Genomic DNA, 23,264 nt, shown 5'->3' on the forward strand with positions numbered 1-23,264 from the left:
ATCGACGGCCCGGCCGGTGGCCGTCGATCCTTCGAGACGCGCGCAAGAGCGCGCTCCTCAGGATGACGGGATAGGCGCCCGCGCTAATTTCAGCCGTTGCCGCGGCAACTATGGGGGCGGCGGCTTGACATCGTCAGGCAATCCATCGAGAGGTGGATTGCCTTTCCGCTTTTGCTCCGGGCAATGACGGAACGTAACAAGACAGCAATGGGAGCCGCCCGATGTCCTCGCGCAAACCCGCCGCCAGCAAAGGCAAGACCGTCACCGTCAAGGACGCAACCTTCGGCCTCCTGCGCGCGTGGGGCATCAAGAAGGTGTTCGGCAATCCCGGCTCGACCGAGCTGCCGTTCCTGAGCGACTGGCCGGACGACATCGACTACGTGCTCGGCCTGCAGGAGGCCTCCGTGGTCGGCATGGCCGACGGCTACGCACTGGCGACGCGCAATGCCGGTTTCGTCAATTTACATTCGGCGGCCGGCGTCGGCAACGCGCTCGGCAACATCTACAACGCCTATCGCAACCAGACCCCGCTCGTGATCACCGCCGGCCAGCAGGCGCGCTCGATCATGCCGCTGCAGGCGTTCCTCTATGCCGAACGCGCTTCCGAATTCCCGCGGCCTTACGTGAAATTCGCGGTCGAGCCGGCGCGCGCCGAGGACGTGCCGGCCGCGATCGCGCGGGCCTACTATGTCGCGATGCAGCCGCCCTGCGGGCCGACCTTCGTCTCGGTGCCGATCGACGACTGGGCGCATGCGACGCAGCCGCTCGATGCACGACAGGTCAGCCGCGAAATCGGCCCCGATCTGGCGGCGATGCAGGCGCTGGCCGCCGCGCTCGGCGAGGCCAAGCGCCCCGCCCTCGTCGTCGGCCCCGCCGTCGATCGCGCGCAAGCCGTCGATCTCATGGTAAAAATCGCCGAGAAGACGAAGGCCGCGGTCTGGGCCAGCCCGTTCTCGGCGCGCTGCTCGTTCCCAGAGCTGCACCCGCAATTTGCCGGCTTCCTGCACGCCGCACCGGGCCAGCTCTCGGATGCGCTGCGCGATCACGATCTTGTCGTCGTGGTCGGCGCGCCGGTCTTCACCTTCCATGTCGAGGGCCATGCCGCGATCTTCGACGGCACGACCACGATCTTCCAGATCACCGACGATCCCGATGCCGCCGCGATGACGCCCACCGGCCACAGCATCGTCGCCACCATGAAGCCGGCGCTGTCGGCGCTGCTCGAGCTGCTGCCCGAGACCAAACGCACCGCATCGCCGGGCCGCGTCCTGCCGCCTGCGCCCGCGGCCGGCGACCCGATCCCTGCCGAATACGCGCTGCATGCACTCTCGGCCGCGATGGGACCGCACGATGCGCTGGTCGAGGAGGTGCCGTCGCATCGCCCGTTGATGCAGAAGGCGATGCCGATGCGCGGCCAGGACAGTTTCTACACCATGGCGAGCGGCGGCCTCGGCTACAGCCTGCCGGCCGCGGTCGGCATGGCGCTCGGCCGCAGCACGGGGCGCACGGTCTGCCTGATCGGCGACGGCTCGGCGATGTATTCGATCCAGGCGCTGTGGACCGCCGCGCAACGCAAGCTGCCGCTGACGGTCGTTGTGATGAACAATTCCGGCTACGGCGCGATGCGTTCGTTCAGCCAGGTGATGCAGGTGCGCAACGTGCCGGGCCTCGACCTGCCCGGCATCGATTTCGTCAAGCTCGCCGAAGGCATGGGCTGCGATGCGGTGCGGGTGACGAAATCGGCCGAGCTTCCGGGCGCCTACCAGCGCGCGCTGTCGCATCAAGGCGCCAGCCTGATCGAGGTGATGGTCGATTCCGCGGTGCCGTTGCTTTACGCGCAGAAGGCGTGAAGTAGGGTCTCGTCACGTCATTGCGAACCACCCGGTCGGCGCGCAGCGCCGCCGGATGACAGGCTCCGCGAAGCAATCCAGCTTCCAGCAAGCGGAAATATGGATTGCTTTGTCGCTGCCGCTCCTCGCAATGACGGTTGTATGTACTCACGGCTCTTACTACGAAGGCACTGGCTCCTGCTCCAACGCCGCCGCTGACGGCGCCGGCACCTCGCAGCCGGTGGCGCAGCAGCGGCCGGGCTGCTTCGACACCCGCTGTCCTTCGTCGACAAGGCCGCGGCCGAGCAAATTCTCGACCAGCTCGGCCTTCTCCATCACCGGATAGTTGCGCCAGATCTCGCGCTTCATCGCCTCCGGCGAACCGCCGCCGTGCAGCGAGATCACGGAATACCAGCCGGCTTCGTGCGACACCGTGAGGTCCTCGATCAACCGCGCCACCTCGGCGCGCTGCTCGGCCGGAATATCGGGCCGTCCCCCCATGACCGCGGCGAGCGAGGCGCGCGTCTCCGGATTGTGGTCCTCGTCGGGACCCGGCAGCGCGACAATGAGCCCACCCGAGACGTAATGCGCGACACGGTGCATGTCGTAGATCTTGGTCGCCAGCAGCAGCTTGCCGATATTGGAGAATACCGCATCTGGGCTCACCGAGCCGGCCGGATCCTTCGTGCAGTAGACCGAGGAGGCGACGCCGCAGGCATAGAAACTCTCGGTAATGGTGATGAGCTCGACCATCGCCTCGCGGATATGCGCGTGCTTCTCGGCATCGAGCCCGTTGGCCTCGATCATCAGCGCGCCGGCGCCGATCAACAGATCGCCGAAGCCGGCACGCGCGCCAATGCAGGAATGGCGGTGATGCGTGGCGTAGGACGTGGTGAGGAAACCGCCCTCCTCGGTCTCGCCAGCGAGGAAGACGCGGTCATGCGGCACGAACACGTCGTCGAACATCACGACGCCGACCGACTGGCCATACTTCGCCGAGAATTTCGCCGATGCATCGCCGGGCCGGCCCGCCGGGCGCGCGACGATGGTGACGCCGGGCGCATCAACAGGCACGGCGCAACACACCGCGAAATCCCTGTCATCGGGCACATGGGTGCGGCAGGGCATGACCAGGAATTCGTGCATGTAGGGCGCGCCGGTGACGATCGCCTTGGTGCCGCGGATCACGATGCCGTCGGGGCGCCGCTCCTTAATGTGGACATAGACGTCCGGATTGGCCTGCAAGCCCGGGCGCTTGGAACGGTCGCCCTTGGCATCGGTCATGGCAATGCCGAGCGTCAGGTCCTGGTCCTGCACCTCGTGCAGATAGTTGAGGAAGCGCTGGCTGTAGTCGGTGCCGTGGCGATCGTCGGTGAGCTTGGTCGCCTGATAGAGGCCATTGAGCGCATCGTGGGTGAGGTAACGCTGGGCGCAGCCCGACGTCCTGCACACCAGCCGCACCGCTTCGAGCTTGTACAGCAGGTCCTGCGAGCTCTCATTGATGTGGAGCATCCGGTTGACGGTCTTGCCCGAGGTGCCCTGCCGCGCCGTCATGATCCGCGCGTGCTCGGGCCGGTGCGCGAAATCGTAGGTCACGCCGACACCCGCCACGCCCGGCGCCAGCAACGGCTCGTCGGCGACGCTCGCTATTGCCTCGCCATTGACGAACACCCGCGGCTTGTAGCGGCGCAGGGATTCCCGGTAGTCCGCGGCCGTCATCAGCATGGCACTTCTCCCTTGCTCATTTATTCTAACATCGTTAAATTATCTGACGCTGTTAGAATTGAGTCAAGAACGGATTCGCCGATGCAGATGCGCGAGAGCAGGAAGGAAGCGGTCAGCCGCCACAAGCGGGAGCTGATCCTGGATGCTGCGCGCAGCGTGTTCGCGGAAGAAGGCCTCGAGGGCGCGAGCCTGCGGGCGATCGCGACGCGGGCCGGCTACACCCCGGCGGCGCTTTATTTCCACTTCGATTCCAAGGAGGCGATCTATGCCGAGGTGCTGCGGCAATCGCTGGCCTCGCTCGGCGAAGCCGTCAGCGCTTCGGTCGCGACGACCCGGGGAGCCAAACAGAGGCTGCACGCCGCCGGCATGGGCTTCTTCCGCTATTATGCGGACCATCCGCGCGACCTCGATCTCGGCTTTTACCTGTTCCGCGGCGGCATGAAGCCAGCCGGGCTCGGCCACGACCGCGATCATGAGCTGAACGCCGCGCTGGAGGCCGCGCTGCATCCGATCGCGGAGGCCGCCGAGGCGCTCGGCGCGTCCAGGCAGAAGGCGAACACCGTGATGGTGGATTGCTTCGCGCACGCGACCGGCCTGCTGCTGTTGCTGCACACCGGCCGCATCAGGATGTTCGGTGCCTCCGCTCCCGATTTGATGGACGCCTATCTGCGCGACAAGATCGCGCAGCTCGGCAAGGGGTGAGGCCCGTGAGGATGGCACCCGGGGAAGGGTTCCCTCCCCCTTGCGGGGAGGGCTAGGGAGAGGGGTACCGCACGGCACGCTCTTTCAATGTGCTTAAACGACACGGGCGAAACTGCGATAGCGAGACTCTGATCAATCATCGCGCCCGGGGCTTACCCCTCTCCCCAAACCTGCCCCGCAAGGGGGGAGGGAGCCTGACCAGCGCGCTCACCTCACACCGCAGCGACGTGCGCGGTCAGTCTTTCTCGCGAGTCACTTCCCGTAGCTCTCCCGCATCTTGGCCTGGATCTTGGCCATGCCGCCGATCCAGCGGTCGTAGTTCTCGGTCTTCTTGCGCATGTAGCCGAGCACCTGCGGGTGCGGCAGGATCAGGAAGGTCTCCTGCTCGATGCCCTTGAGCGCATCCTGCGCGACCTGCTCCGCCGTCAGATCGCCGTCGCCGGATTGCGGGCCCTTCGGGATCGAACGCAGCATGTTGGTGTCGACGCCCTGCGGGCAGAGGATCGAGACCTTGATGTTGTCGGCACGGTGCGAGATCGCGAGGTTTTCGGCAAAGCCGACCGCGGCGTGCTTGGTGGTCGAATAGGCCGGGCTGCCGACCTGCGACAGCAGGCCCGCCGCGGAGATCGTGTTGAGGAAATAACCGCCGCCGCGCGCCTTCATGCGCGGCACCAGATGCCGCGCGGCATAGACATGCGCCATCACATGGATCGCCCAGCTTCGCGACCACGGCTCGTCCGAGGTGCCGCCGGCATTTTTCGACAGCGGATCGAAGCCGCCCCCGATCCCGGCGTTGGAGCAGAACAGCGCGATCGGGCCGAACATGCGCTCGGTCTCGTCGATCACGTGCAGGATGTTCTTCTCCTGCCCGACATCGCATTTGAACGCGGCGCCGCCGACCGAGGCCGCGACCTGCTCGGCCGCCGCATGGTCGAGGTCGACCACCACGACCTTGGACGCACCCGCGGCGTGGAACGCCTCGCACAACGCCTTGCCGATGCCATTGCCACCGCCGGTGACCACCACAACCTTACCTGCCACCTGCATGGCTATCCTCCCGATTTCTTTGCTTGAGCGCTGTCACGTTGCTCACCCATCTATCTATCCCGTCATCCTGAGGAGCGCGGAGCGCGTCTCGAAGGATGCACGGCCCGGCTGGTGGCGTCGACCCTTCGAGACGCGCGTGCCGCGCTCCTCCAGCGACGACGGCAAAGCCGTTGCGCGGGGGTGACGGGAGAGAGCAGGACGGGCCTACGGGCTTATGATAGCCCATCCGCCGCGGATGGCGAGAACTTCAGCTCGCCAGCACGACGTCGAACACCGCCGTATAGTGGCAGGCGGCCCCGAGCAGCACGAAGCCGTGCCAGATCGCGTTCTGGAAGCGCAGCCGCCGCCATGAGTGGAAGATCACCCCGAAGCTGTAGAGAATGCCGCCCGCCAGCACGAAGCCGAGTGCCTTCGCCGGCAATGCCTTCACGACGGCGTCGTAGAGCATGATGCCGCTCCAGCCCATCGCAAGATAAAGCCCGACCGCGAGCCGGTCGAAGCGGCCGGGATAGGCGAGCTTCAGCCAGATGCCGACGATCGCGACACACCACACGCCGACCAGCAGCGCGATCGCGAAAATGCTGTCCTTCAGTTCCACGATGAACGGCGTGTAGGTCGCGGCGATCAACAGGTAGATCGCGGAGTGATCGAAGCGCCGCAGCACCCATTTGGCGCGCGACACCGGCCAGAGATTATAGATCGCCGACAGCGTCAGCATCGCGAGCAGGCCCGCGACATAGACCGAGACCACGGCAATATCGAACGGGCCGGCATAGACCGCGGTCAGCACGATCAGCGCGGTGGCGGCAACCAGCCCGAAACAGACGCCGACGAGATGGACGACGCCGTCGGCGATCAGCTCGGCGCGGTCATAGTTCCACAACGCGGCGCCGGCCGCGTGGATCGAGGTCGAGAATTGCTTCAGGCGAAAGACCGTCATGCAGGCTTTCCGGTGTGCCGATTTGACCATGGGGTGGCGTGACGCGTTCAATCCCCCTGCAATCCCTCGCCCGCAAAGGCGCCGGAAATGTGAAGCTTGATTTTGGCCCGATAATCGCCAACTTGCGGGTGATCGCCCGCCTTTTTTGGCTCCTCCTGCCTGGTCTTTTCGTCAACCCTCCATGCCCCCCCGCTTCTCTGATATCGTCGAGGAAGCGCGTCTGTCGGCGCGGGCGCTGCTCGACTACAGCGAGGGCCTGTTCAAGCCGACGGTGCGGCTCGGCGTCACCGGCCTGTCGCGGGCCGGCAAGACCGTGTTCATCACCGCGCTGGTGCATGGCCTGACCCGTGGCGGCCGCTTCCCGGTGTTCGAGGCCTATACCTCGGGGCGGATCGCGCGCGCCTATCTCGCCCCGCAGCCCGACGATGCGGTGCCGCGCTTCGCCTACGAGAACCATGTCCGCACCCTGATCGAGGAGCGGACCTGGCCGAGTTCGACCACCGACATCTCCGAGCTCCGCCTCGTGATCGAGTATCAGCGGCAAAATGGCGCGGACCGCACGCTGACCCTCGACATCGTCGACTATCCCGGCGAGTGGCTGCTCGACCTGCCGCTGCTCAACAAGAGCTACGAGCAATGGTCGGCCGAGAGCCTTACGCTGTCGCGCGAGCCGTTGCGCGCAAAACTGGCGACGCCATGGCACGCGCATCTCGCAACGCTGAAGCCCGAGGCCAAGGAGGACGAGCAGGCCGCACGCACCGAAGCAAGACTGTTCACCGATTATCTGCGCGCCTGCCGCGACGAGCGTTTCGCGATGAGCTTGCTGCCGCCCGGCCGCTTCCTGATGCCGGGCAACCTCGCCGATACGCCGGCGCTGACCTTTGCGCCGCTCGACGTGCCCGTGGATGGCAGCGCGCCCGACGGCTCGCTGTGGGCAATGATGCGGCGGCGCTACGAGGCCTACAAGGACGTCGTGGTGCGGCCGTTCTTCCGCGACCACTTCGCGCGGCTCGATCGCCAGATCGTGCTGGCCGATGCGCTGGCCGCATTCAATGCCGGCCCCGAGGCGCTGCACGATCTCGAGGCGGCGCTCGCCGGCATCCTCGACTGCTTCCGGATCGGCCGCGGCACGATCCTCAGCGCGCTGTTCCGGCCGCGCATCGACCGCATCCTGTTCGCGGCGACCAAGGCCGACCATCTGCATCACCAGAGCCACGACCGGCTGGAAGCCGTGCTGCGGCGGATCGTGGCCAAGGCCGCCGAGCGCGCCGAATATGCCGGCGCAGCCATAGACGTGGTGGCGCTCGCCGCGGTGCGCGCCACGCGCGAAGCTCAAGTGCAGCGCGGCCGCGACCGGCTGCCATCGATCCTCGGCACGCCGGCGCAGGGCGAGGTCGCCAATGGCGGGACACTGGACGGCGAGACTGAAGTCGCGACCTTTCCGGGCGACCTGCCCGACAATCCGGAGGAGCTGTTCAACGGCGGATTCCGCGGCCTCTCCAGCGCCGGCGCCGAGGCCGCCGATTATCGTTTCCTGCGCTTCCGGCCGCCAAAGCTGGAACGAGGCGGCGATGCGGAGCCGGCGCTGCCTCACATCCGCCTTGACCGCGCTCTCCAGTTCCTGATCGGAGACAAACTGCAATGAACGAGAAGACGCCCCCGCGGCGGCCGGCGACGTTCAAGCTCGACGATCCCGGCGTGGTCGTGACGGATCCGGACGACAGCGGCCGCCTCAGCCGCGGCACCATCCAGATCGTGCCCGAGGCCGAGCCCGCGCAGCTCCCGGTGCCGGTCGATACGCCGCTGCTGCCCGTGCGCCGCGGCTTCCGCTGGGGCACGCTGTTCTGGAGCGCGGTCGCGGGCCTTGTGGTGCTCGGCACCGGGCTTGGCGTGATCAACCTGGTCGAGGATCTGTTCGCGCGCAACGAAGGCCTCGGCGTCCTCGGGCTCGGGCTCGCCGTCATCGCCACGGTGGCGCTCGCGGTGGTCACCACGCGCGAACTGGTCGGCCTGGCGCGGCTGGCGACCATCGAGAAGCTGCATCTGCGGGCGGCCGAGGTCTTGATCAGCGACGACCGCACCGCGAGCCGGGCTGTTGTTGCCGACCTGCTCAAGCTCGCGCACCACACCCCGCAGCTCGCCCGCGCCCGCAGCGCTCTGCAGAGCCACACCGACGACATCATCGACGGCGCCGACATGATCCGCCTCGCCGAGCGCGAACTGATGACGCCGCTCGACGAGGAGGCGCGGCGGCTGGTGTCGACGGCCGCGCAGCGCGTCTCGGTCGTCACCGCGGTCAGCCCGCGCGCGATGATCGACGTGCTGTTCGTGTTCGTGGCGAGCTTGCGGATGATCCGGCAGCTGGCGCGGCTCTATGGCGGCCGGCCCGGCGCGCTCGGCATGATCCGCCTGCTGCGCCACGTCATCGCGCATCTGGCGATCACCGGCGGCATGGCCGCGAGCGACAGCCTTATCCAGCAGATGCTCGGCCACGGCATCGCGGCAAAACTGTCACAACGCCTCGGCGAAGGCATGCTCAACGGCCTGTTGACCGCCCGCCTCGGCCTCGCCGCGATCGACGTCACCCGCCCGCTCCCCTTCAACGCGCTGCCGCGCCCGGCGCTGACCGATCTGGCGAAGGACCTGATCCGCAAGCGCGAGGAAGAGGAATAGCAGTCTTCGCCTCGCCCCGCTTGCGGGGAGAGGCCTGATCGCATCGCCAGATGCGATCAGGGTGAGGGGGAATCTCCACGAGTCCGTCTTTCACCGTCCCTGCGGAGACTCCCCCTCATCCCGACCTTCTCCCCGCAGGCGGGGAGAAGGAGAAGGCCAGCACGCGCCAGCGGAAGAACGTGGTGTCCGGCGGCGGCGACAGATCTGGTGTCCAGCCGCTGATCTTCTCCAGCGCATAGGTGTCCATCACCATGCCGCGCCAGCTGCGCGTCACGCGCTCCAGCGGCTGGCGCACCGCTGATGTTTCGCTCCATAGCGCGAGATTGTTCTCGGGCTCGCGCCCGACATAGATGCCGACGTGATCGCGGATCTGACTCATGCCGGGATCGGCAAAGCCCTGGAAGCGGCCGCGCTCATTGACCTCAATCACTGGCACCCGACCGCGCAGCATCCAGCGCAGCATCGCATAGGTGCGGTAATCCGTGGTCGCGACCCAGGTTGCGCCGGTGGCCTGCACCTGCGCCATGGTATGCGCGGCGACCACATCATAGCCTGCCTCGGTGCCGATCGGATCGGTGCGGCCGATCAGATTCCACGGCGCGAACATGTAATAGAGGAAGACGCAGACGACGAAGACGATGCCCGATGTGATCGCAGTCCGCGCCCAGGACACGGTCGATTTGATGAGCCCGACCGACCAGCCCTCGAACGGCATCCGCGTGACGTTGATGGCGACCGCCGCAAATCCCGCCGGCCAAAGGAACATCGGCCAGGTGTCGCCGACCCGCAAGGTCAGCGACTTCCAGAGGAAATAGACGAACGGCACCAGCACCGCGGTTGCAAGCAGGATCGCGACCGGCTCGCGCCTGGCATAGCCGCGCCATGCCGTCAGCACTGTCCCGAACAGCGTCACCGGCAGCAGCACGAAGCCGACGAGGCCGAACTGCATGCCGATGAACTCGCCGAGCGTACGGAACGTCAGATCGCGCTCGACGGTGGCGCGCACCGCCTGGAAGCGGAACGAGGCCCAGTCATGCTCGGCATTCCAGATCAGCACCGGCGAGAACACGACGATCGCGATCAGCGCGGCAAGGTAGGGGTACGGGCTGCGCAGCCAGCGCCAGCGCCAGTCCGGCACCAGCGCAAAGGCGAGCACCGCCGGCGCGAACATGATCGCGGTGAATTTCGACAGCAGCGACAGCCCGGCAAACAGCCCTGCGGCGAGCCACCAGCGCCCGTCATTGCTCTGCGCGAGCCGCACCAGCGACCACAGCATCGCCACCGAAAACGGGATCAGCGCCGTGTCCGGCGCGACCTTGGCCATTAACAATCCGTAATAGAGCGCCGCCTCCGGCAGCAGCAGCGCGAGCATCACGGCGCGGACATTGTTGGATGTCACGCGGCGGACGATGTCCGCGAGCAGCAGCTGGGTGGCCAGCATCGCCACGATGCCACTGATGCGGACGCCAAGATTGGTGTCGCCGAGAACAGCTGTGCCAAAACGGATGAACCAGGCGACCATCGGGGGATGGTCGAGGAAGGACAGCACGTTTTCCTTCGACCAGGTCCAGTAATAGGCCTCGTCGGTGCGCAGATCGAGCGCATGGGCATAGACCAGCCGCATCGCGGTCATGGCGACGATCACGGCGATGACGCCGCGCCAATCCGGCGCGCGCGAGCGGGCCGGCTTAACGCTGATGTTATCGGCTCCGGATTGGGCTCGGGCTATCGTCACGGCGCTTTTTGTTCGACTCTTAACGGAGTGTCAACGTGCTGCCGTGCCCGCTACCGCGGCCCGTCCGGACCCGCGGTGGTGTTCAGCGCGGGAATTAAGCACTAGAATTGCCGATATGAATCACATGGCCTCCCCCGCGCGCGAACATTTGCAGGAAATGGCCCGCGGCGTCGGCCAGCGGCAGGTTCGCCTGGTCACGGGGGCGATCATGTTCGCCTACCTGATCAGCCATTTCCTCAACCACGCGCTCGGCAATATCTCGACGGAGGCGATGGCGATCGGGGTGCACTACCACACCGAATTCTGGCAGTTCCTGCCGGTCGCGATCGTGTTCTACGGCGCCTGCCTGGTGCATACCGGCCTTGGCATCTGGGCGCTGTATCAGCGCCGCGAGTTCCACTGGAAGGCGATCGAGCCGCTGCAGCTGGTGCTCGGCCTGAGCATCCCGGTCTTCATCATCATCCACATCGTCGGCGTGCGGCTCGGCCAGACCCTGTACGGGCACGAAAAGCTCTACCCGCAGGAGCTCTACACCTTCTTCATCGCCTCGCCGGTCCGGCTGTGGCTGATGTTTGCGGTGCTGCTGATCGCCTGGGTGCATGGCTGCATCGGGCTGTATTTCTGGCTGCGGCTGCGCGCGTTCTTCCCGCGCGCTGCGCCGTTCCTGCTGGCCACGGCTGTGCTGATCCCGACCCTGGCAATGCTCGGCATCTATCAGGGCGGCCGCGCCACGATGGAGGACTATCAGGATCCCGACTGGCGCCGCGAGGAGCTGTCGGTGCAGAAGCTCGGCACGGCGGCCCAGGCTGCCACGCTCGAGAAGATCACGGGTGGCCTGACATCCGGCTATCTCGCCCTGCTCGGCCTCGTGCTGCTGGCGCGGGGCGCGCGTGCCCTGCTGGAACGCCGCGGCGGCATGATCGCGCTGTCCTATGGCAACGGCCGCACGCTGCGGGTGCCGAAGGGATTGAGCGTGCTGGAAGCGAGCCTGCGCTACAACGTGCCGCATGCGAGCGTCTGCGGCGGCCGTGCGCGCTGCTCGACCTGCCGCATCCGCATCATCGGCGATCACGCCGCCCTCCCCGAGCCTTCGCCGCGCGAAGCCTTCGTGCTGCACCGGGTCGGCACCGACGATCCGTCGATCCGGCTGGCCTGTCAGCTGCGGCCGACCAGCGACCTGGCCTTCTTCCAGCTGTTCCTGCCGCACACGATGTCGGCGAATGCGCACGCCTCCAATCCGACGCGGGTCGGCCAGGAGCGTTATCTCGTCAGCATGTTCGTCGACATGCGCGGCTCGACGCAACTTGCCGAGAAGCGGCTGCCGTTCGACACCGTGTTCATCGTCAACCGCTTCCTCGGCGCGGTGTCGCAGGCGGTGCTGGAAGCCGGCGGCCGGCCCAACCAGTTCATCGGCGACGGCATGCTGGCGCTGTTCGGGCTCACCGCCGACCGGCAGGTGGCCTGCCGCCAGGCGCTGCGCGCGGCGGCGCTGATCGCAGCCAATATCGACGAGCTGAACCAGTTTCTCAGCCACGATTTGCGCGAGCCGATCCGCTTCGGCATCGGCATCCATGGCGGCGAGGTGATCGTCGGCGACATCGGCTATCGCGACCACATGGTGTTCACCGCGCTCGGCGATGCCGTCAACGTCGCGGCACGGCTGCAGGACATGACGAAAGCGCTGGCCTGCGAGGCGGTCATCTCCGACGAGGTGCGCGTCACCGCAGGGCTCGCCGACGATGCCCTGCCGGCGCAGGAGGTCGCGATCCGCGGCCGCAACGAGCCGATGACTGTGCGCACCGTCGAGACAACGCGCGTCCTGTCCACGCTGGTCGATGACCGGCACGCCGTCGCGGCCTGACCGGTTCATCTCCCCCTTCACCGAATGTGACCGGCCGCACATCCGAAGCTGCGTTGAGCGGAGATGCTCGAACGCGCCCGGTGCCGGATGCGACTGACTGGCGATGGGTAACACTGCAACCGCGCCGCGACAGAGTTCAACGCGCATCTGAAGGAGACGACCATGCTTCGCAAAGTCACGCTTGCTCTCGCGACTGCCGCAACGCTTGCTGCCGCCGCGCTGGCGCCGACCTCGGCTTCGGCCAAACCGTTCTTCTGGCATCCGTATCACCATCACTTCTGGGGCGGCCCGGGCATCTCCGTCGGCTTCGTCGATTCCGGCTGCTACGTCACCCGCCTGGTGCTGACGCCCTACGGCTATCGCTATCGCACCGTGAACGTCTGCTACTGATCGAACCTTCTTCTTGATGGAAATGCCCCGGTCGCCGCATGCGACCGGGGCTTTTCGTTGTTGCGACGCAGCGGCGGTGGACGCTGCGAAAGCTCAATTGACTTGCAGTTGCCCGATGCGACATTGATCGCCGCGCGCATTCCATGATGCGAGGGCGCGCAAGCCAAGGTGAGCCTGGTGATGACCAGTTCACGACAGAACAGCTTCGGAGGAAGCGGAATGCTCGATCGACGAGACTTGATGAAGCGCGCCGGCCTGGCCGCTTTGGTGACGGGGCTGGGATCAAGGGGCGCATTCGCCCTCGACACCGTGACGCTGCCCTTCGGCAACGGCGAACGGCCGCTGGTGCGCTACCCGCAGAAGCGCCCGATGATCGGCCTGACCGCCCGGCCGCCGCAGCTGGAAACACCGTTTGCGGTCTTCAACGACGGACCGCTCACGCCGAACAATGCGTTCTTCGTCCGCTACCACCTCGCCGGCATCCCCTACGATCTGGATCCGGACAAGTTCACGCTGGAGATCAAGGGCAAGGTCGACAAGCCCGTGAGGCTGTCGCTGAAGGAGATCCGGAAGCTGAAGGCTGTCGAGCTCGTCGCTGTCAACCAGTGCTCCGGCAACAGCCGCGGCTTCTTCAACCCGCGCGTCGCCGGCGGCCAGCTCGGCAACGGCGCGATGGGCTGTGCACGCTGGCACGGCGTGCCGCTGAAGACCGTGCTCGACATGGCCGGTGTGCAGGCCGGCGCCAAGCAGGTCACCTTCAATGGCATGGACGGTCCGGTGATGGACACCACGCCTGACTTCGTGAAGGCGCTTGACATCGACCATGCGCGCGACGGCGAGGTGATGCTGGCCTGGGGCATGAACGGCGAGGACCTGCCGTTCCTCAACGGCTTCCCGCTCCGCCTCGTGGTGCCCGGCTATTACGGCACCTATTGGGTGAAGCACCTCAACGAGATCACCGTGATCGACAGTGTGTTCGATGGCTTCTGGATGAAATCCGCCTACCGGATCCCGGATACGCCGAACAACGCGGTCGAGCCCGGCACCACACCAAAGGCGACGATCCCGATCAACCGCTTCACGGTGCGTTCATTCATCACCAGCGTTGCCGACGGCGAGAAGCTGAAGGCCGGCCGCACCATGCTGCGCGGCATCGCCTTCGACGGCGGCAAGGGCATCAAGGAGGTCGCGGTCTCGATCGACGGCGGCAAGAGCTGGACACCGGCCAAGCTCGGCAAGGACCTCGGCAAATACGCCTTCCGCGAATGGAAGCTGAAGGTAGCGCTCCCGGCCGGCGCCTCGGATCTGAAGGTGCGCGCCACCAACAATGCCGGCGACACCCAGCCGATGGATCCGTTGTGGAATCCCGCCGGCTATCTGCGCAACGTCGTCGAAACCGTGCGCGTCACCGCGGCGTGAGGAGAAGCATCATGACCAGCAAGCTGCTTCCCTCCCTCGCCGCGATCGCCATGCTGTCGATCGGCGCTACGATGGCCGCGCCAGTCAATTACACGCTTCCCGAGGAGACTGCGACCTTCAAGCCCGGTCCCAACCTCGACGTGGTGCAGAACAACTGCACCGCCTGCCACTCGGCCGACTACATCAAGACCCAGCCGCAGGGCGAGAAGTTCAAGAAGGACTTCTGGCAGGCCGAGGTGACCAAGATGATCAAGGTCTACGGCGCGCCGATCGACCAGGCCGACGTCGGCAAGATCGTCGAGTATCTTTCCGCGACCTATTGAGACGCGGCCGATCCATCCCCCCGCGCAATGGCAGAAAGCCCGCGCGCGGGGGGCCATTGATCCAATTTCGGTTCAGTGGAACCGATCTTTTTTGCAGCGCAACAATTGACCACGAAACAGGCAATCCGCCACCAAAACCCTGCAAAGCAGGTTGTTTCCGGGCAAAAACACACCGTGGTTTGATCTACCCAGCTTTTTTCAAACTGCTATCCTGTGCGGTACGGACAAGCCGGTTTGTGCGGGGACCGACTGGTCTGTTTTTGATTGATTCCGCGGAGACGACTGGAATGCCCAAAGGTACAGTGAAGTGGTTCAACCCGACCAAGGGTTATGGATTCATCCAGCCCGCTACAGGCGGCAAGGACATTTTCGTTCATATTTCAGCAGTTCAGAAGGCCGGTCTTCAGAGCCTCAACGAAGGCCAGTCTGTTGAATACGAAGAGATTGCCAATCGCGGCAAGACGTCAGCCGAGAACCTCAAGGTCTAGCGCACCGCGCGAGATCCAGCGGCGCACTCTCGGACAAGATCGATCCGGGAGTGAGGGCCGATCCAACATCACACGACGTGACGTTCGGCGGAGCGGGCACGGCGCCCGCGCGCCACGGCGCTGAACTTTTTTCGGCCGCCACCGATCGCGTGCCGCTATTGGCCATTTGACCGTTACATCCGGCACCGCCCAATTGCCGTGGCCCGCCGCACATCAGCCTCACCGACAATCGGGGGATATGTCTCTCTCCATCATGCCCGGGTCGTGACGGAAAATGCTGCGCCGTGAACGGAACGCGCGCGGCAGGAACGTTCAGCCTTTCAATCTTCCGTCACCCATTTGGCGACGGTCATGACGTCAGGCGGTTGCAGATAGCCGCGGGGCCAGAGATCGACGGCCCATTCCACCTTGGTGGCGCGTTCGAGCAGAACAGCGGTGTTGTGCGGCGTTTGTCCCAACGAAAACCCGCGGTAGTGGGGATCCCCGACGTCATGGAACTTGAACAGGTTCCACGATTGCATCACCAGCATCAGGCTGGTCGTGTTGCGCGTCGTGTCCCAGCAATCGTAATTGTGCTTGTCGTCGTTGGCGCGGAAGTCCGCTTTCGCCACGCGCTTGTCGGTGCCGAGGATCGGCCCCATCCGGCGGTCGAACCAGATCACGGCCTTCTGCACGGCCGCGCGTTCGGCGGCGGCGTTGGCGCGGCCCGTGGCCATGATCCTGGTCAGGGCCGCCCGGTCGGCTCCGCTGAAGTCGAGCATCTCGCGGCGCCGGCAGACGAAGCCGTAGCACACCGTCATCGCCGAGGCCGACGGCGGATAGATCGAAACCGATGTATAGAGTTGCATGATGCCTGAGCTGAACTCGGCCGCGCGAGACGGCGTCATCGCGAACAGCGACAAGACGGCTGCGCATAACGCGCCGGCAACCCCGGCTCGCTTCGCACCTATCGGCTGATTGGCATCGTCCATGTCGCGGCCCCCAAATGAGGGCAGAATTATCGCGGGTGCGTCGCGATGCCAAGACATCCTGGGTACATCCTGGGTACATCCTGCGCATGGCTGTGGATCAGATCCGGAGCCTATCAGCCGACCGGCAGCGGCGCGTCGCGCTTGACTTCCTCCATCACGGCGTAGGTTCGCGTCTCGCGCACGCCCGGCAGCGCCAGCAGGGTCTCGCCGAGAAACCTGCGATAGGCGCTCATGTTGGCGACGCGCGCCTTGACCAGGTAGTCGAAGCCGCCGGCCACCATGTGACACTCCAGCACTTCCGGCGCGATCTGGACTGCCTTGGCGAAGCGCTCGAACACATCGGGCGTCGTCTTGTCGAGCAGCACCTCGACGAACACCAGGAGGCCGAGCCCGAGCCGGTGCGGATTGAGCCGCGCGCCATAGCCCTCGACGAAGCCGTCACGCTGCAACCGCTTCAACCGCTCGCCGACCGAGGTCGGCGACAGGCCGATCCTCTCGGCCAGTTCCACATTGGCAATCCGGCCATCCCCTTGCAGGATCGAGAGGATTTTGCGGTCTGTCTTGTCTATCTCTGTCATATCCACGGCAATATCTGGAATAGTCCGGATTTTCTAAGGCAAATCTGCTAATTTGTCTATCGAACTACGGCGCGACCGCGCGTAGGTGTTCCGGTGCAACCCCAAGGAATCGCCAAGGAACCGACAAGGACCGCCAAGGAAACATCATGCCAGCCCCGTCCCCGCTCCCGCCCCCGTTCAGCGCGTCCTACGCCCCCGATGACACCGCGATCGCCGGCCGCCTGCGCCGGGATGCCAGGCTTGGCGCGGACCAGGAGGCCGGGGTCGACCGCACCGCGCGGCGCCTGATCGAGGCGATCAGGGCCAACGACGACCCGCTCGGCGGGGTCGAGGACATGCTGCGCGAGTTCGCGCTATCGACCAAGGAGGGCCTGGCGCTGATGGTGCTGGCGGAGGCGCTGCTGCGGGTGCCCGACGCGCGCACCGCCGACCAGTTCATCGAGGACAAGCTCGGCCAGGGCGACTTCGTCAACCACGAGACCAGATCGAGCGCGTTCATGGTCAACGCCTCGGCCTGGGCGCTCGGCATGTCGGCCCGCGTGATCCAGCCCGGTGAAACACCGCAAGGAACGATAGGCCGGCTGACCAAGCGGCTCGGCGCGCCGGCGGTGCGCGCCGCGACGCGGCAGGCGATGCGGCTGATGGGCAGCCATTTCGTGCTCGGCGAGACCATCGAGGCGGCGCTGGCGCGGGCGCAATCACATACGGCGCGCGGCTCGCGCTATTCCTTCGACATGCTTGGCGAGGGCGCGCGCACCGCCGACGACGCCCGCCGCTATTTCGAGTCCTACGCCCGCGCGATCGATGCGATCGGCAAGGCGGCCGGCGATCAGCCCCTGCCCGACCGGCCCGGCATCTCGGTGAAACTCTCCGCGCTGCATCCGCGCTTCGAGGCGGTCAGCCACGCCCGGGTGATGACCGAGTTGGTGCCGCAACTCATCGATCTGGCGCGCCGCGCCAAGGCGTTCGACCTCAACTTCACCGTCGATGCCGAGGAAGCCGACCGGCTGGAGCTGTCGCTCGACGTCATTGCCGCCGCGTTCGCCGACCCGTCGTTCGCCGGCTGGAGCGGTTTTGGGCTTGCGATCCAGGCCTATCAGAAGCGCGCCGCTGAGGTGATCGATTATATCGATGCACTCACGCGGGCGCTCGACCGCAGGATGATGGTGCGCCTGGTCAAGGGCGCCTATTGGGACACCGAAATCAAGCGTGCGCAGGAGCGCGGGCTCGACGGCTATCCGGTGTTCACCCGCAAGGCGATGACCGATCTGAACTATGTCGCCTGCGCGCGAAAGCTGCTCGCGCTGCGGCCGCGGCTGTTTCCGCAATTCGCCACCCACAACGCGCTGACGGTCGCGACCATCCTCGAACTGTCCGATGATCCCGCGAGCTTCGAATTCCAGCGGCTGCACGGCATGGGCGAAGCGCTCTACGCCCAGCTTGGCGACGACAGGCCGGAGATCGCCCACCGCACCTATGCCCCGGTCGGCAGCCACCGCGACCTGCTCGCCTATCTGGTGCGCCGGCTGCTCGAGAACGGCGCCAACTCGTCCTTCGTGGCGCTGGCGGCGGACAATCGCGTATCCATCGTGGGCCTGCTGCGCCGCCCGGCCGAGATCATCGGTGCCGACACCAACGCTGCGCATTCCGGAATTCCGTTGCCCGCCGATCTCTATCGGCCGCAGCGCGAGAATTCGCACGGCATCGAATTCGGCGAACGAAAGGCGCTCGACGCGCTGACGTCTTCGATTGCCATCGAACCCAAGGTCGCGTCCGGCATGGTCGCGACGTCGACGGTCGAACAGGCGAATGCCGCGGTCGCCGCCGCCCGCGGCGGCTTCAAGGCGTGGGATGGCACGCCGGCCACCCAGCGTGCGACGATCCTCGACAAGGCCGCGGACCTGCTCGAGCAGCGCCGCGCGCACTTCCTCGCCTTGCTGCAGAGCGAAGGCGGCAAGACGCTCGACGACGCACTCTCGGAGGTGCGCGAGGCGATCGACTTCTGCCGCTACTACGCGGCGCTCGGCCGGAGGTTGTTCGGGCAAGGCGAGGCGATGCCCGGGCCGACCGGCGAGAGCAACATGCTGGAGCTGCGCGGCCGCGGTGCATTCGTCGCGATCTCGCCATGGAATTTCCCGCTCGCGATCTTCCTCGGCCAGGTGACGGCGGCGCTGATGGCCGGCAATGCGGTGATCGCAAAGCCGGCCGAGCAGACCCCGCGGATCGCGGCCGAGGCCGTCGCGCTGCTGCACGAAGCGGGCGTGCCGGCATCGGCCCTGCATCTGGTGCAGGGCGATGGCACGGCCGGTGCCGCGCTGGTCAGTCATCCCGGCATCGCCGGCGTGGTCTTCACCGGCTCGACCGAGGTGGCGCGCGCGATCAACCGGACGCTGGCGGCCAAGGACGGGCCGATCGTGCCGTTGATCGCGGAGACCGGCGGCATCAATGCGATGATCGTCGATGCAACCGCACTGCCCGAGCAGGTCGCCGACGATGTCGTCACCTCGGCGTTCCGTTCCGCCGGCCAGCGCTGCTCCGCGCTCCGGCTGCTGTTCGTGCAGGACGACGTTGCCGACCGGATGATCGAGATGATCGCCGGCGCCGCGCGCGAACTGAAGATCGGCGATCCCTCCGCACCGTCGACGCATATCGGACCCGTGATCGATGCGGAGGCCAAGCAGCGGCTCGATGCGCATATCGCGCGGATGAAGCAGGAGGCGCGGGTGCATCTCGCCGGCGAGGCCCCGGCAGGCAATTTCGTCGCGCCACACATCTTCGAACTGGCGACGGCGAGCCAGCTGCGTGAGGAGGTGTTCGGCCCGATCCTGCATGTCGTGCGTTACCGCGCCGAACGGCTCGGCGACGTGCTGGCCGCGATCGAGGCAACTGGATTTGGGCTGACGCTCGGCATCCATTCCCGCATCGACGATACGATCGAGCACGTGATCGACCGTCTCCAGGTCGGCAACATCTACGTCAACCGCAACATGATCGGCGCGGTCGTCGGCGTGCAGCCGTTCGGCGGCAACGGCCTCTCCGGCACCGGCCCCAAGGCCGGCGGCCCGCACTACCTCACACGCTTCGCGACCGAGCAGACGGTGACGATCAACACCGCCGCCGCGGGCGGCAATGCCGCGCTGATGGCGGGGGTGGAGTAGCAGTCGCCGTCATTGCGAGGAGCGAAGCTATGAAGCAATCCATCTATCCCCGAGTTGAGGTATCGATTGCTTCGCTCCGCTCGCAATGACGTCCCAACAAGCCGTTGCATCGTGCCCCTGAGATGGGTCAAATGGCGGTCCGATCGGGATCATCGCACACGATAATTCCAGCTACCGGAAAAACACCAACAAGCGCCATGGGAGCGACGGCACGATGGAAAAAGGCATTTTTGACGGGCTCAAGGTCCTGGACTGCGCGAGCTTCATCGCAGCGCCCGCGGCCGCCACCGTGCTGTCCGACTTCGGCGCCGACGTCATCAAGATCGAGCCGCCGGGCGCCGGCGATCCCTACCGCAATCTGCCCAATTTGCCCGGCTATCCCGCAAGCGAGCACAATTTCGCGTGGATGCTCGAGGCCCGCAACAAGAAGAGCCTCGCGCTCGACCTCACCAAACCAGACGCGCAGCAGGTGCTCTACAAGCTGGTCGCCGAGGCCGACGTGTTCATCACCAACATGCCGCCGCAGGTGCGCCAGAAGCTCGGCATCACCTACGATCATCTTGCGCATCTCAACGACCGGCTGATCTATGCCTCCTTCACCGGCTATGGCGAGAAGGGCGAGGAAGCCAACAAGCCCGGCTTCGACTCCAACGCCTATTGGGCCCGCTCCGGCCTGATGGATCTGGTGCGCGCCGACGAGGACACCACGCCGGCCCGCTCGGTCGCCGGCATGGGCGATCACCCCTGTGCGATGGCGTTCTATGGCGCGATCGTCACCGCGCTGTTCCAGCGCGAGAAGACCGGCAAGGGCTCGCATGTCTCGACCAATTTGATGGCCAACGGGGTCTGGGCCAACGGCGTGCTGGCGCAGGCCAAGCTCGTCGGCGCCAAGTTCAAGAAGCGCAAGCCGCGCGAAGAGGCGCTGAACGCGGTCACCAACCACTACAAGTGCAAGGACGGCCGCTGGCTGATCCTGTCGCTGCTCAACGAAGACCGGCAGTGGCCAACGCTGGCGCGCTGCATGGGCCGCGAGGACCTCCTCGCCGACGCCCGCTTTGCCACCAAGGCGGACCGCCACGCGCGCTCGGTCGAGCTGATCAATATCTTCGACGAGGTGTTCGCCGGCAAGGATCTCGCCGAATGGCGCAATATCCTCGACGGCAACGGCCTGGTGTTCGGCGTCGTCGGCATCCTCGACGACATCCCGAACGACAAGCAGATGATCGAGAACGAGGTGCTGGTGCGCTTCGAGAACGACACCATGCTGACCGTCAACAGCCCGATCTTCATCGACGGCGCCAAGAAGGTGCAGCCGCGCAAGCCGCCCGAGGTCGGCGAGCACTCCGACGAGATCCTGCGCCAGGCCGGCTACGATGAGGCCACGATCCAGAAGCTGCGCGCCTCCGGCGCGGTGGCCTGAGGTCGAACTGATGCTGCTCCTCCCTCGCCGCGCTCTTGCGGGGAGACAGGCTTCCCCCGGGAGCACAGATGCAGGTGAAACCTGTACCCCTCACCCGGATCGCGGCCGCGGCTGAAGCATTACGTGTGAGTGACTATCTTTTCATCCAGGCCCAGACCAGGGCCACGGCGATGACGGCGACGATGACCGCGAGCCCGATCGCCCAGCTGCTGACGCGGACGGCGCTCACCGCCTGACGCTCGGCCTCGTTGGCCGCGATCTCGCGGTTGCGCTGCTTGTCCTGCTCGGGAGCACTCATCCGCCGGTCTCCGCTCAAGGGCTGGGCTGTTCGGGTCGTGGTCGCGAACCGCAATGTAGCATCAAATAATGACGCGCAGCCGCTTCGGTTCCGGCTGGAATTATCGCCCCTTCACGAAGCACATCCCCATCCGCGAGATCTTCCCCGCGACCTGGCAGGCGAGGCCTTCGGCGCAGGTCCAGCCGCGAAAGCTGCGGTCGGTCTCGGCCGGCCTGGCGCCCGGCAGATAGCAATGCGCACCCCAGCCATCGCTGTATTCGGTGCCGGCAAGCTCGGCGCTGGCGCGCAGTTGCGGCCGGTTGGAGAAGCCGCGCGAAAAATCCGGCGCCTTGCCGTCGCGGAAGCTTGCGAGTATGTCGCGGCGCCGAGGCTGGTCACCGAAGAACTGCGGCGAGGCCGGCACCACGGTGGAGTTCGACGGTCTTGCCGCCATCCAGTCGACGCCCGGGAAATGGAAGCCGCCGATGCCGCGGGTCTGGTGGCAGCCGGCGCAGGTAACGTCGTTCAGGCGCCGCTCGAAGCCGGCCAGCGACTGGATGTTTTGCAGTTTTGTTCCGCCCGCCGCGGCCTTCTGCAACGCGCCGACGACGTCACCTTCCGAGAACAGCGCATTGCCTGCCGCACCCTCGCCCTGCACCAGCCCGAACTCCGGCTCCAAGTCGCTGATATCAAAACCGATCGGCGTCGGCGCGACCGCACCGGTTGCGAGGAAGCGATCGGGGATCAGCAAAGTGCCGCGATCGAACTCGGCAAAATGCCTGGGATCGAGCAGCCATGTCTTGAAGTCACGCTTCAGCGCCTCGTCGGCCAGAATGCGATCGCGATCGATCTGGTTCTCCAGCGGCGCCTCGGCAAAGCGTTTCGCCGCGCCGTCATAGTCGAACACTTTCAGGAGATAGTCGGTGCGAAAGTCGCGCACCGCCGATTTCGGCGCGTGGGCGATCTGCAGATTGGTCTCGATCCGATCGATATTCTGTGCATCGATCAGGTCGAGCGGGCCGTCCTTGCCGAACAATTTCTCCATCGCGGGCGGTGCGCTGCCGGTCGCGAGCCAGCGCCGCGCGATCTCGCGGCAGGTCAGCGACGCATCGTTGCCGTCACCCTTCGCCTTCAGCACCAGGTTCAGCGTCATCGGCAGCCGCTGCGACACCGCGTTCTCGCCGATCAGCGGCACGTCGGTGCGGGTCAGCCGGTAGATCAGCCGGATCTCGCCGCAATCTTTCGGCGCCACATAGGCGCGATCCATGCGGTTGACGATGCCGGCCAGCACGAAGCGAACGTCAGGGGATTCAAACAGCGTGCGGTCGAACAGTTGAAACGCAAAGCCGTCGCCGACCCCGATGCTCTCGTTCGGCAGGCTTGCTCTGTGTTTTCCGACATAACGATCGAACTCGCGATCGAGCGCCTCGCGCACCGGCACCATCGCAGGCAATCCGAACAGATCGCGGTTCGACAGCGGCGTGTCGGTGGAGCGTTCCGGCGAGAGCATTCGGCCGAGACTGAGGCGGCCATGATCGAGTTCGCGCAGGATCGCGGGATCGATCACCGCCGTGCCGCGCTCGAGCGCGCGATCCTCCGCGGCGCGTGCATGCACGGCGCCACCGAGCAGAATGGACATCACCAGGAGGCATTTCAGCGCGCGGCTCATGCCCCACTAACACCGCACGGCAAACCCTATTCAAGAAAAAAGGCGCTTCACATCGCGGT

Annotated in this window: 19 protein-coding genes; 11 read left to right on the top strand and 8 right to left on the bottom strand. The window is 66.0% G+C overall.

What is annotated here, in order from left to right; all coding sequences use genetic code 11:
* Window positions 1-221 precede the first annotated feature (221 nt).
* Window positions 222-1,850 carry a benzoylformate decarboxylase gene (mdlC, locus tag AC066Y_RS30710; RefSeq protein WP_478277132.1) on the top strand — a complete coding sequence of 543 codons (1,629 nt, stop codon included), beginning with the start codon at window positions 222-224 and terminating at the stop codon, window positions 1,848-1,850.
* A gap of 159 nt (window positions 1,851-2,009) precedes the next feature.
* Here the strand turns inward: mdlC and AC066Y_RS30715 are convergent, their stop codons facing one another.
* The gene (locus AC066Y_RS30715; protein WP_478277133.1) at window positions 2,010-3,554 is read right to left on the bottom strand and encodes a 4-hydroxyphenylacetate 3-hydroxylase family protein; all 1,545 of its coding nucleotides are present in this window, start codon (window positions 3,552-3,554) and stop codon (window positions 2,010-2,012) included.
* 81 nt (window positions 3,555-3,635) lie between these two features.
* Here AC066Y_RS30715 and AC066Y_RS30720 point away from each other — a divergent pair, with 81 nt between their 5' ends.
* The gene (locus AC066Y_RS30720) at window positions 3,636-4,256 is read left to right on the top strand and encodes a TetR family transcriptional regulator (RefSeq protein ID WP_478277134.1); all 621 of its coding nucleotides are present in this window, start codon (window positions 3,636-3,638) and stop codon (window positions 4,254-4,256) included.
* Window positions 4,257-4,508: 252 nt separating this feature from the next.
* Here AC066Y_RS30720 and AC066Y_RS30725 read toward each other — a convergent pair whose 3' ends face one another.
* Together AC066Y_RS30725 and trhA are read right to left on the bottom strand one after the other, a co-directional pair.
* Complete coding sequence (locus AC066Y_RS30725) at window positions 4,509-5,303, bottom strand: SDR family oxidoreductase (RefSeq protein ID WP_478277135.1); 795 nt, start codon at window positions 5,301-5,303, stop codon at window positions 4,509-4,511.
* 247 nt (window positions 5,304-5,550) lie between these two features.
* On the bottom strand, window positions 5,551-6,243 hold the full coding sequence (gene trhA, locus AC066Y_RS30730; protein WP_478277136.1) for a PAQR family membrane homeostasis protein TrhA: 693 nt from the start codon (window positions 6,241-6,243) through the stop codon (window positions 5,551-5,553).
* A gap of 181 nt (window positions 6,244-6,424) precedes the next feature.
* Here trhA and AC066Y_RS30735 point away from each other — a divergent pair, with 181 nt between their 5' ends.
* Both AC066Y_RS30735 and AC066Y_RS30740 read left to right on the top strand, forming a co-directional pair.
* Window positions 6,425-7,888, top strand: coding sequence for a YcjX family GTP-binding protein (locus tag AC066Y_RS30735; RefSeq protein ID WP_478277137.1), 1,464 nt, complete (start codon window positions 6,425-6,427; stop codon window positions 7,886-7,888).
* Window positions 7,885-8,916 (top strand): YcjF family protein, encoded by a 1,032-nt coding sequence (locus AC066Y_RS30740; RefSeq protein WP_478277138.1) that lies wholly within the window; start codon window positions 7,885-7,887, stop codon window positions 8,914-8,916. Before AC066Y_RS30735 ends, AC066Y_RS30740 begins: the two co-directional genes overlap by 4 nt.
* 115 nt (window positions 8,917-9,031) lie before the next feature.
* On the opposite strand, the gene AC066Y_RS30745 is transcribed toward AC066Y_RS30740, so the two are convergent.
* Window positions 9,032-10,549: a glycosyltransferase family 39 protein gene (locus AC066Y_RS30745; protein WP_478277188.1), complete on the bottom strand. Its 1,518-nt coding sequence runs from the start codon at window positions 10,547-10,549 to the stop codon at window positions 9,032-9,034.
* Window positions 10,550-10,775: 226 nt separating this feature from the next.
* Between AC066Y_RS30745 and AC066Y_RS30750 the strand changes: the two genes are divergently transcribed.
* The 5 genes from AC066Y_RS30750 to AC066Y_RS30770 all read left to right on the top strand — a co-directional run bounded on the left by AC066Y_RS30750 (window position 10,776) and on the right by AC066Y_RS30770 (window position 15,132).
* Window positions 10,776-12,512, top strand: coding sequence for an adenylate/guanylate cyclase domain-containing protein (locus AC066Y_RS30750; RefSeq protein ID WP_478277139.1), 1,737 nt, complete (start codon window positions 10,776-10,778; stop codon window positions 12,510-12,512).
* A gap of 162 nt (window positions 12,513-12,674) precedes the next feature.
* Window positions 12,675-12,902 carry a hypothetical protein gene (locus AC066Y_RS30755; protein ID WP_050404118.1) on the top strand — a complete coding sequence of 76 codons (228 nt, stop codon included), beginning with the start codon at window positions 12,675-12,677 and terminating at the stop codon, window positions 12,900-12,902.
* A 219-nt stretch (window positions 12,903-13,121) separates the two neighbouring features.
* On the top strand, window positions 13,122-14,321 hold the full coding sequence (gene sorA / locus AC066Y_RS30760) for a SorA family sulfite dehydrogenase catalytic subunit (RefSeq protein ID WP_478277140.1): 1,200 nt from the start codon (window positions 13,122-13,124) through the stop codon (window positions 14,319-14,321).
* Window positions 14,322-14,332: 11 nt separating this feature from the next.
* On the top strand, window positions 14,333-14,644 hold the full coding sequence (gene sorB, locus AC066Y_RS30765) for a SorB family sulfite dehydrogenase c-type cytochrome subunit (RefSeq protein WP_478277141.1): 312 nt from the start codon (window positions 14,333-14,335) through the stop codon (window positions 14,642-14,644).
* Window positions 14,645-14,931: 287 nt separating this feature from the next.
* Window positions 14,932-15,132: a cold-shock protein gene (locus tag AC066Y_RS30770; protein WP_021079749.1), complete on the top strand. Its 201-nt coding sequence runs from the start codon at window positions 14,932-14,934 to the stop codon at window positions 15,130-15,132.
* Window positions 15,133-15,452: 320 nt separating this feature from the next.
* On the opposite strand, the gene AC066Y_RS30775 is transcribed toward AC066Y_RS30770, so the two are convergent.
* On the bottom strand, window positions 15,453-16,103 hold the full coding sequence (locus tag AC066Y_RS30775; RefSeq protein ID WP_092116523.1) for a hypothetical protein: 651 nt from the start codon (window positions 16,101-16,103) through the stop codon (window positions 15,453-15,455).
* A gap of 113 nt (window positions 16,104-16,216) precedes the next feature.
* Window positions 16,217-16,681 (bottom strand): Lrp/AsnC ligand binding domain-containing protein, encoded by a 465-nt coding sequence (locus tag AC066Y_RS30780; RefSeq protein ID WP_478277189.1) that lies wholly within the window; start codon window positions 16,679-16,681, stop codon window positions 16,217-16,219.
* Window positions 16,682-16,827: 146 nt separating this feature from the next.
* Here AC066Y_RS30780 and putA point away from each other — a divergent pair, with 146 nt between their 5' ends.
* The gene (gene putA / locus AC066Y_RS30785; RefSeq protein WP_478277142.1) at window positions 16,828-19,839 is read left to right on the top strand and encodes a bifunctional proline dehydrogenase/L-glutamate gamma-semialdehyde dehydrogenase PutA; all 3,012 of its coding nucleotides are present in this window, start codon (window positions 16,828-16,830) and stop codon (window positions 19,837-19,839) included.
* 214 nt (window positions 19,840-20,053) lie between these two features.
* A complete protein-coding gene (locus AC066Y_RS30790) occupies window positions 20,054-21,259 on the top strand; it encodes a CaiB/BaiF CoA transferase family protein (protein WP_478277143.1) in 1,206 nt (401 codons plus the stop codon).
* Between the two features lie 133 nt (window positions 21,260-21,392).
* On the opposite strand, the gene AC066Y_RS30795 is transcribed toward AC066Y_RS30790, so the two are convergent.
* On the bottom strand, window positions 21,393-21,557 hold the full coding sequence (locus tag AC066Y_RS30795; RefSeq protein ID WP_171947719.1) for a hypothetical protein: 165 nt from the start codon (window positions 21,555-21,557) through the stop codon (window positions 21,393-21,395).
* 100 nt (window positions 21,558-21,657) lie between these two features.
* Complete coding sequence (locus tag AC066Y_RS30800; protein ID WP_478277144.1) at window positions 21,658-23,205, bottom strand: hypothetical protein; 1,548 nt, start codon at window positions 23,203-23,205, stop codon at window positions 21,658-21,660.
* Window positions 23,206-23,264: the final 59 nt, after the last annotated feature.

It is taken from the genome of Bradyrhizobium sp. USDA3010 (assembly GCF_056429065.1).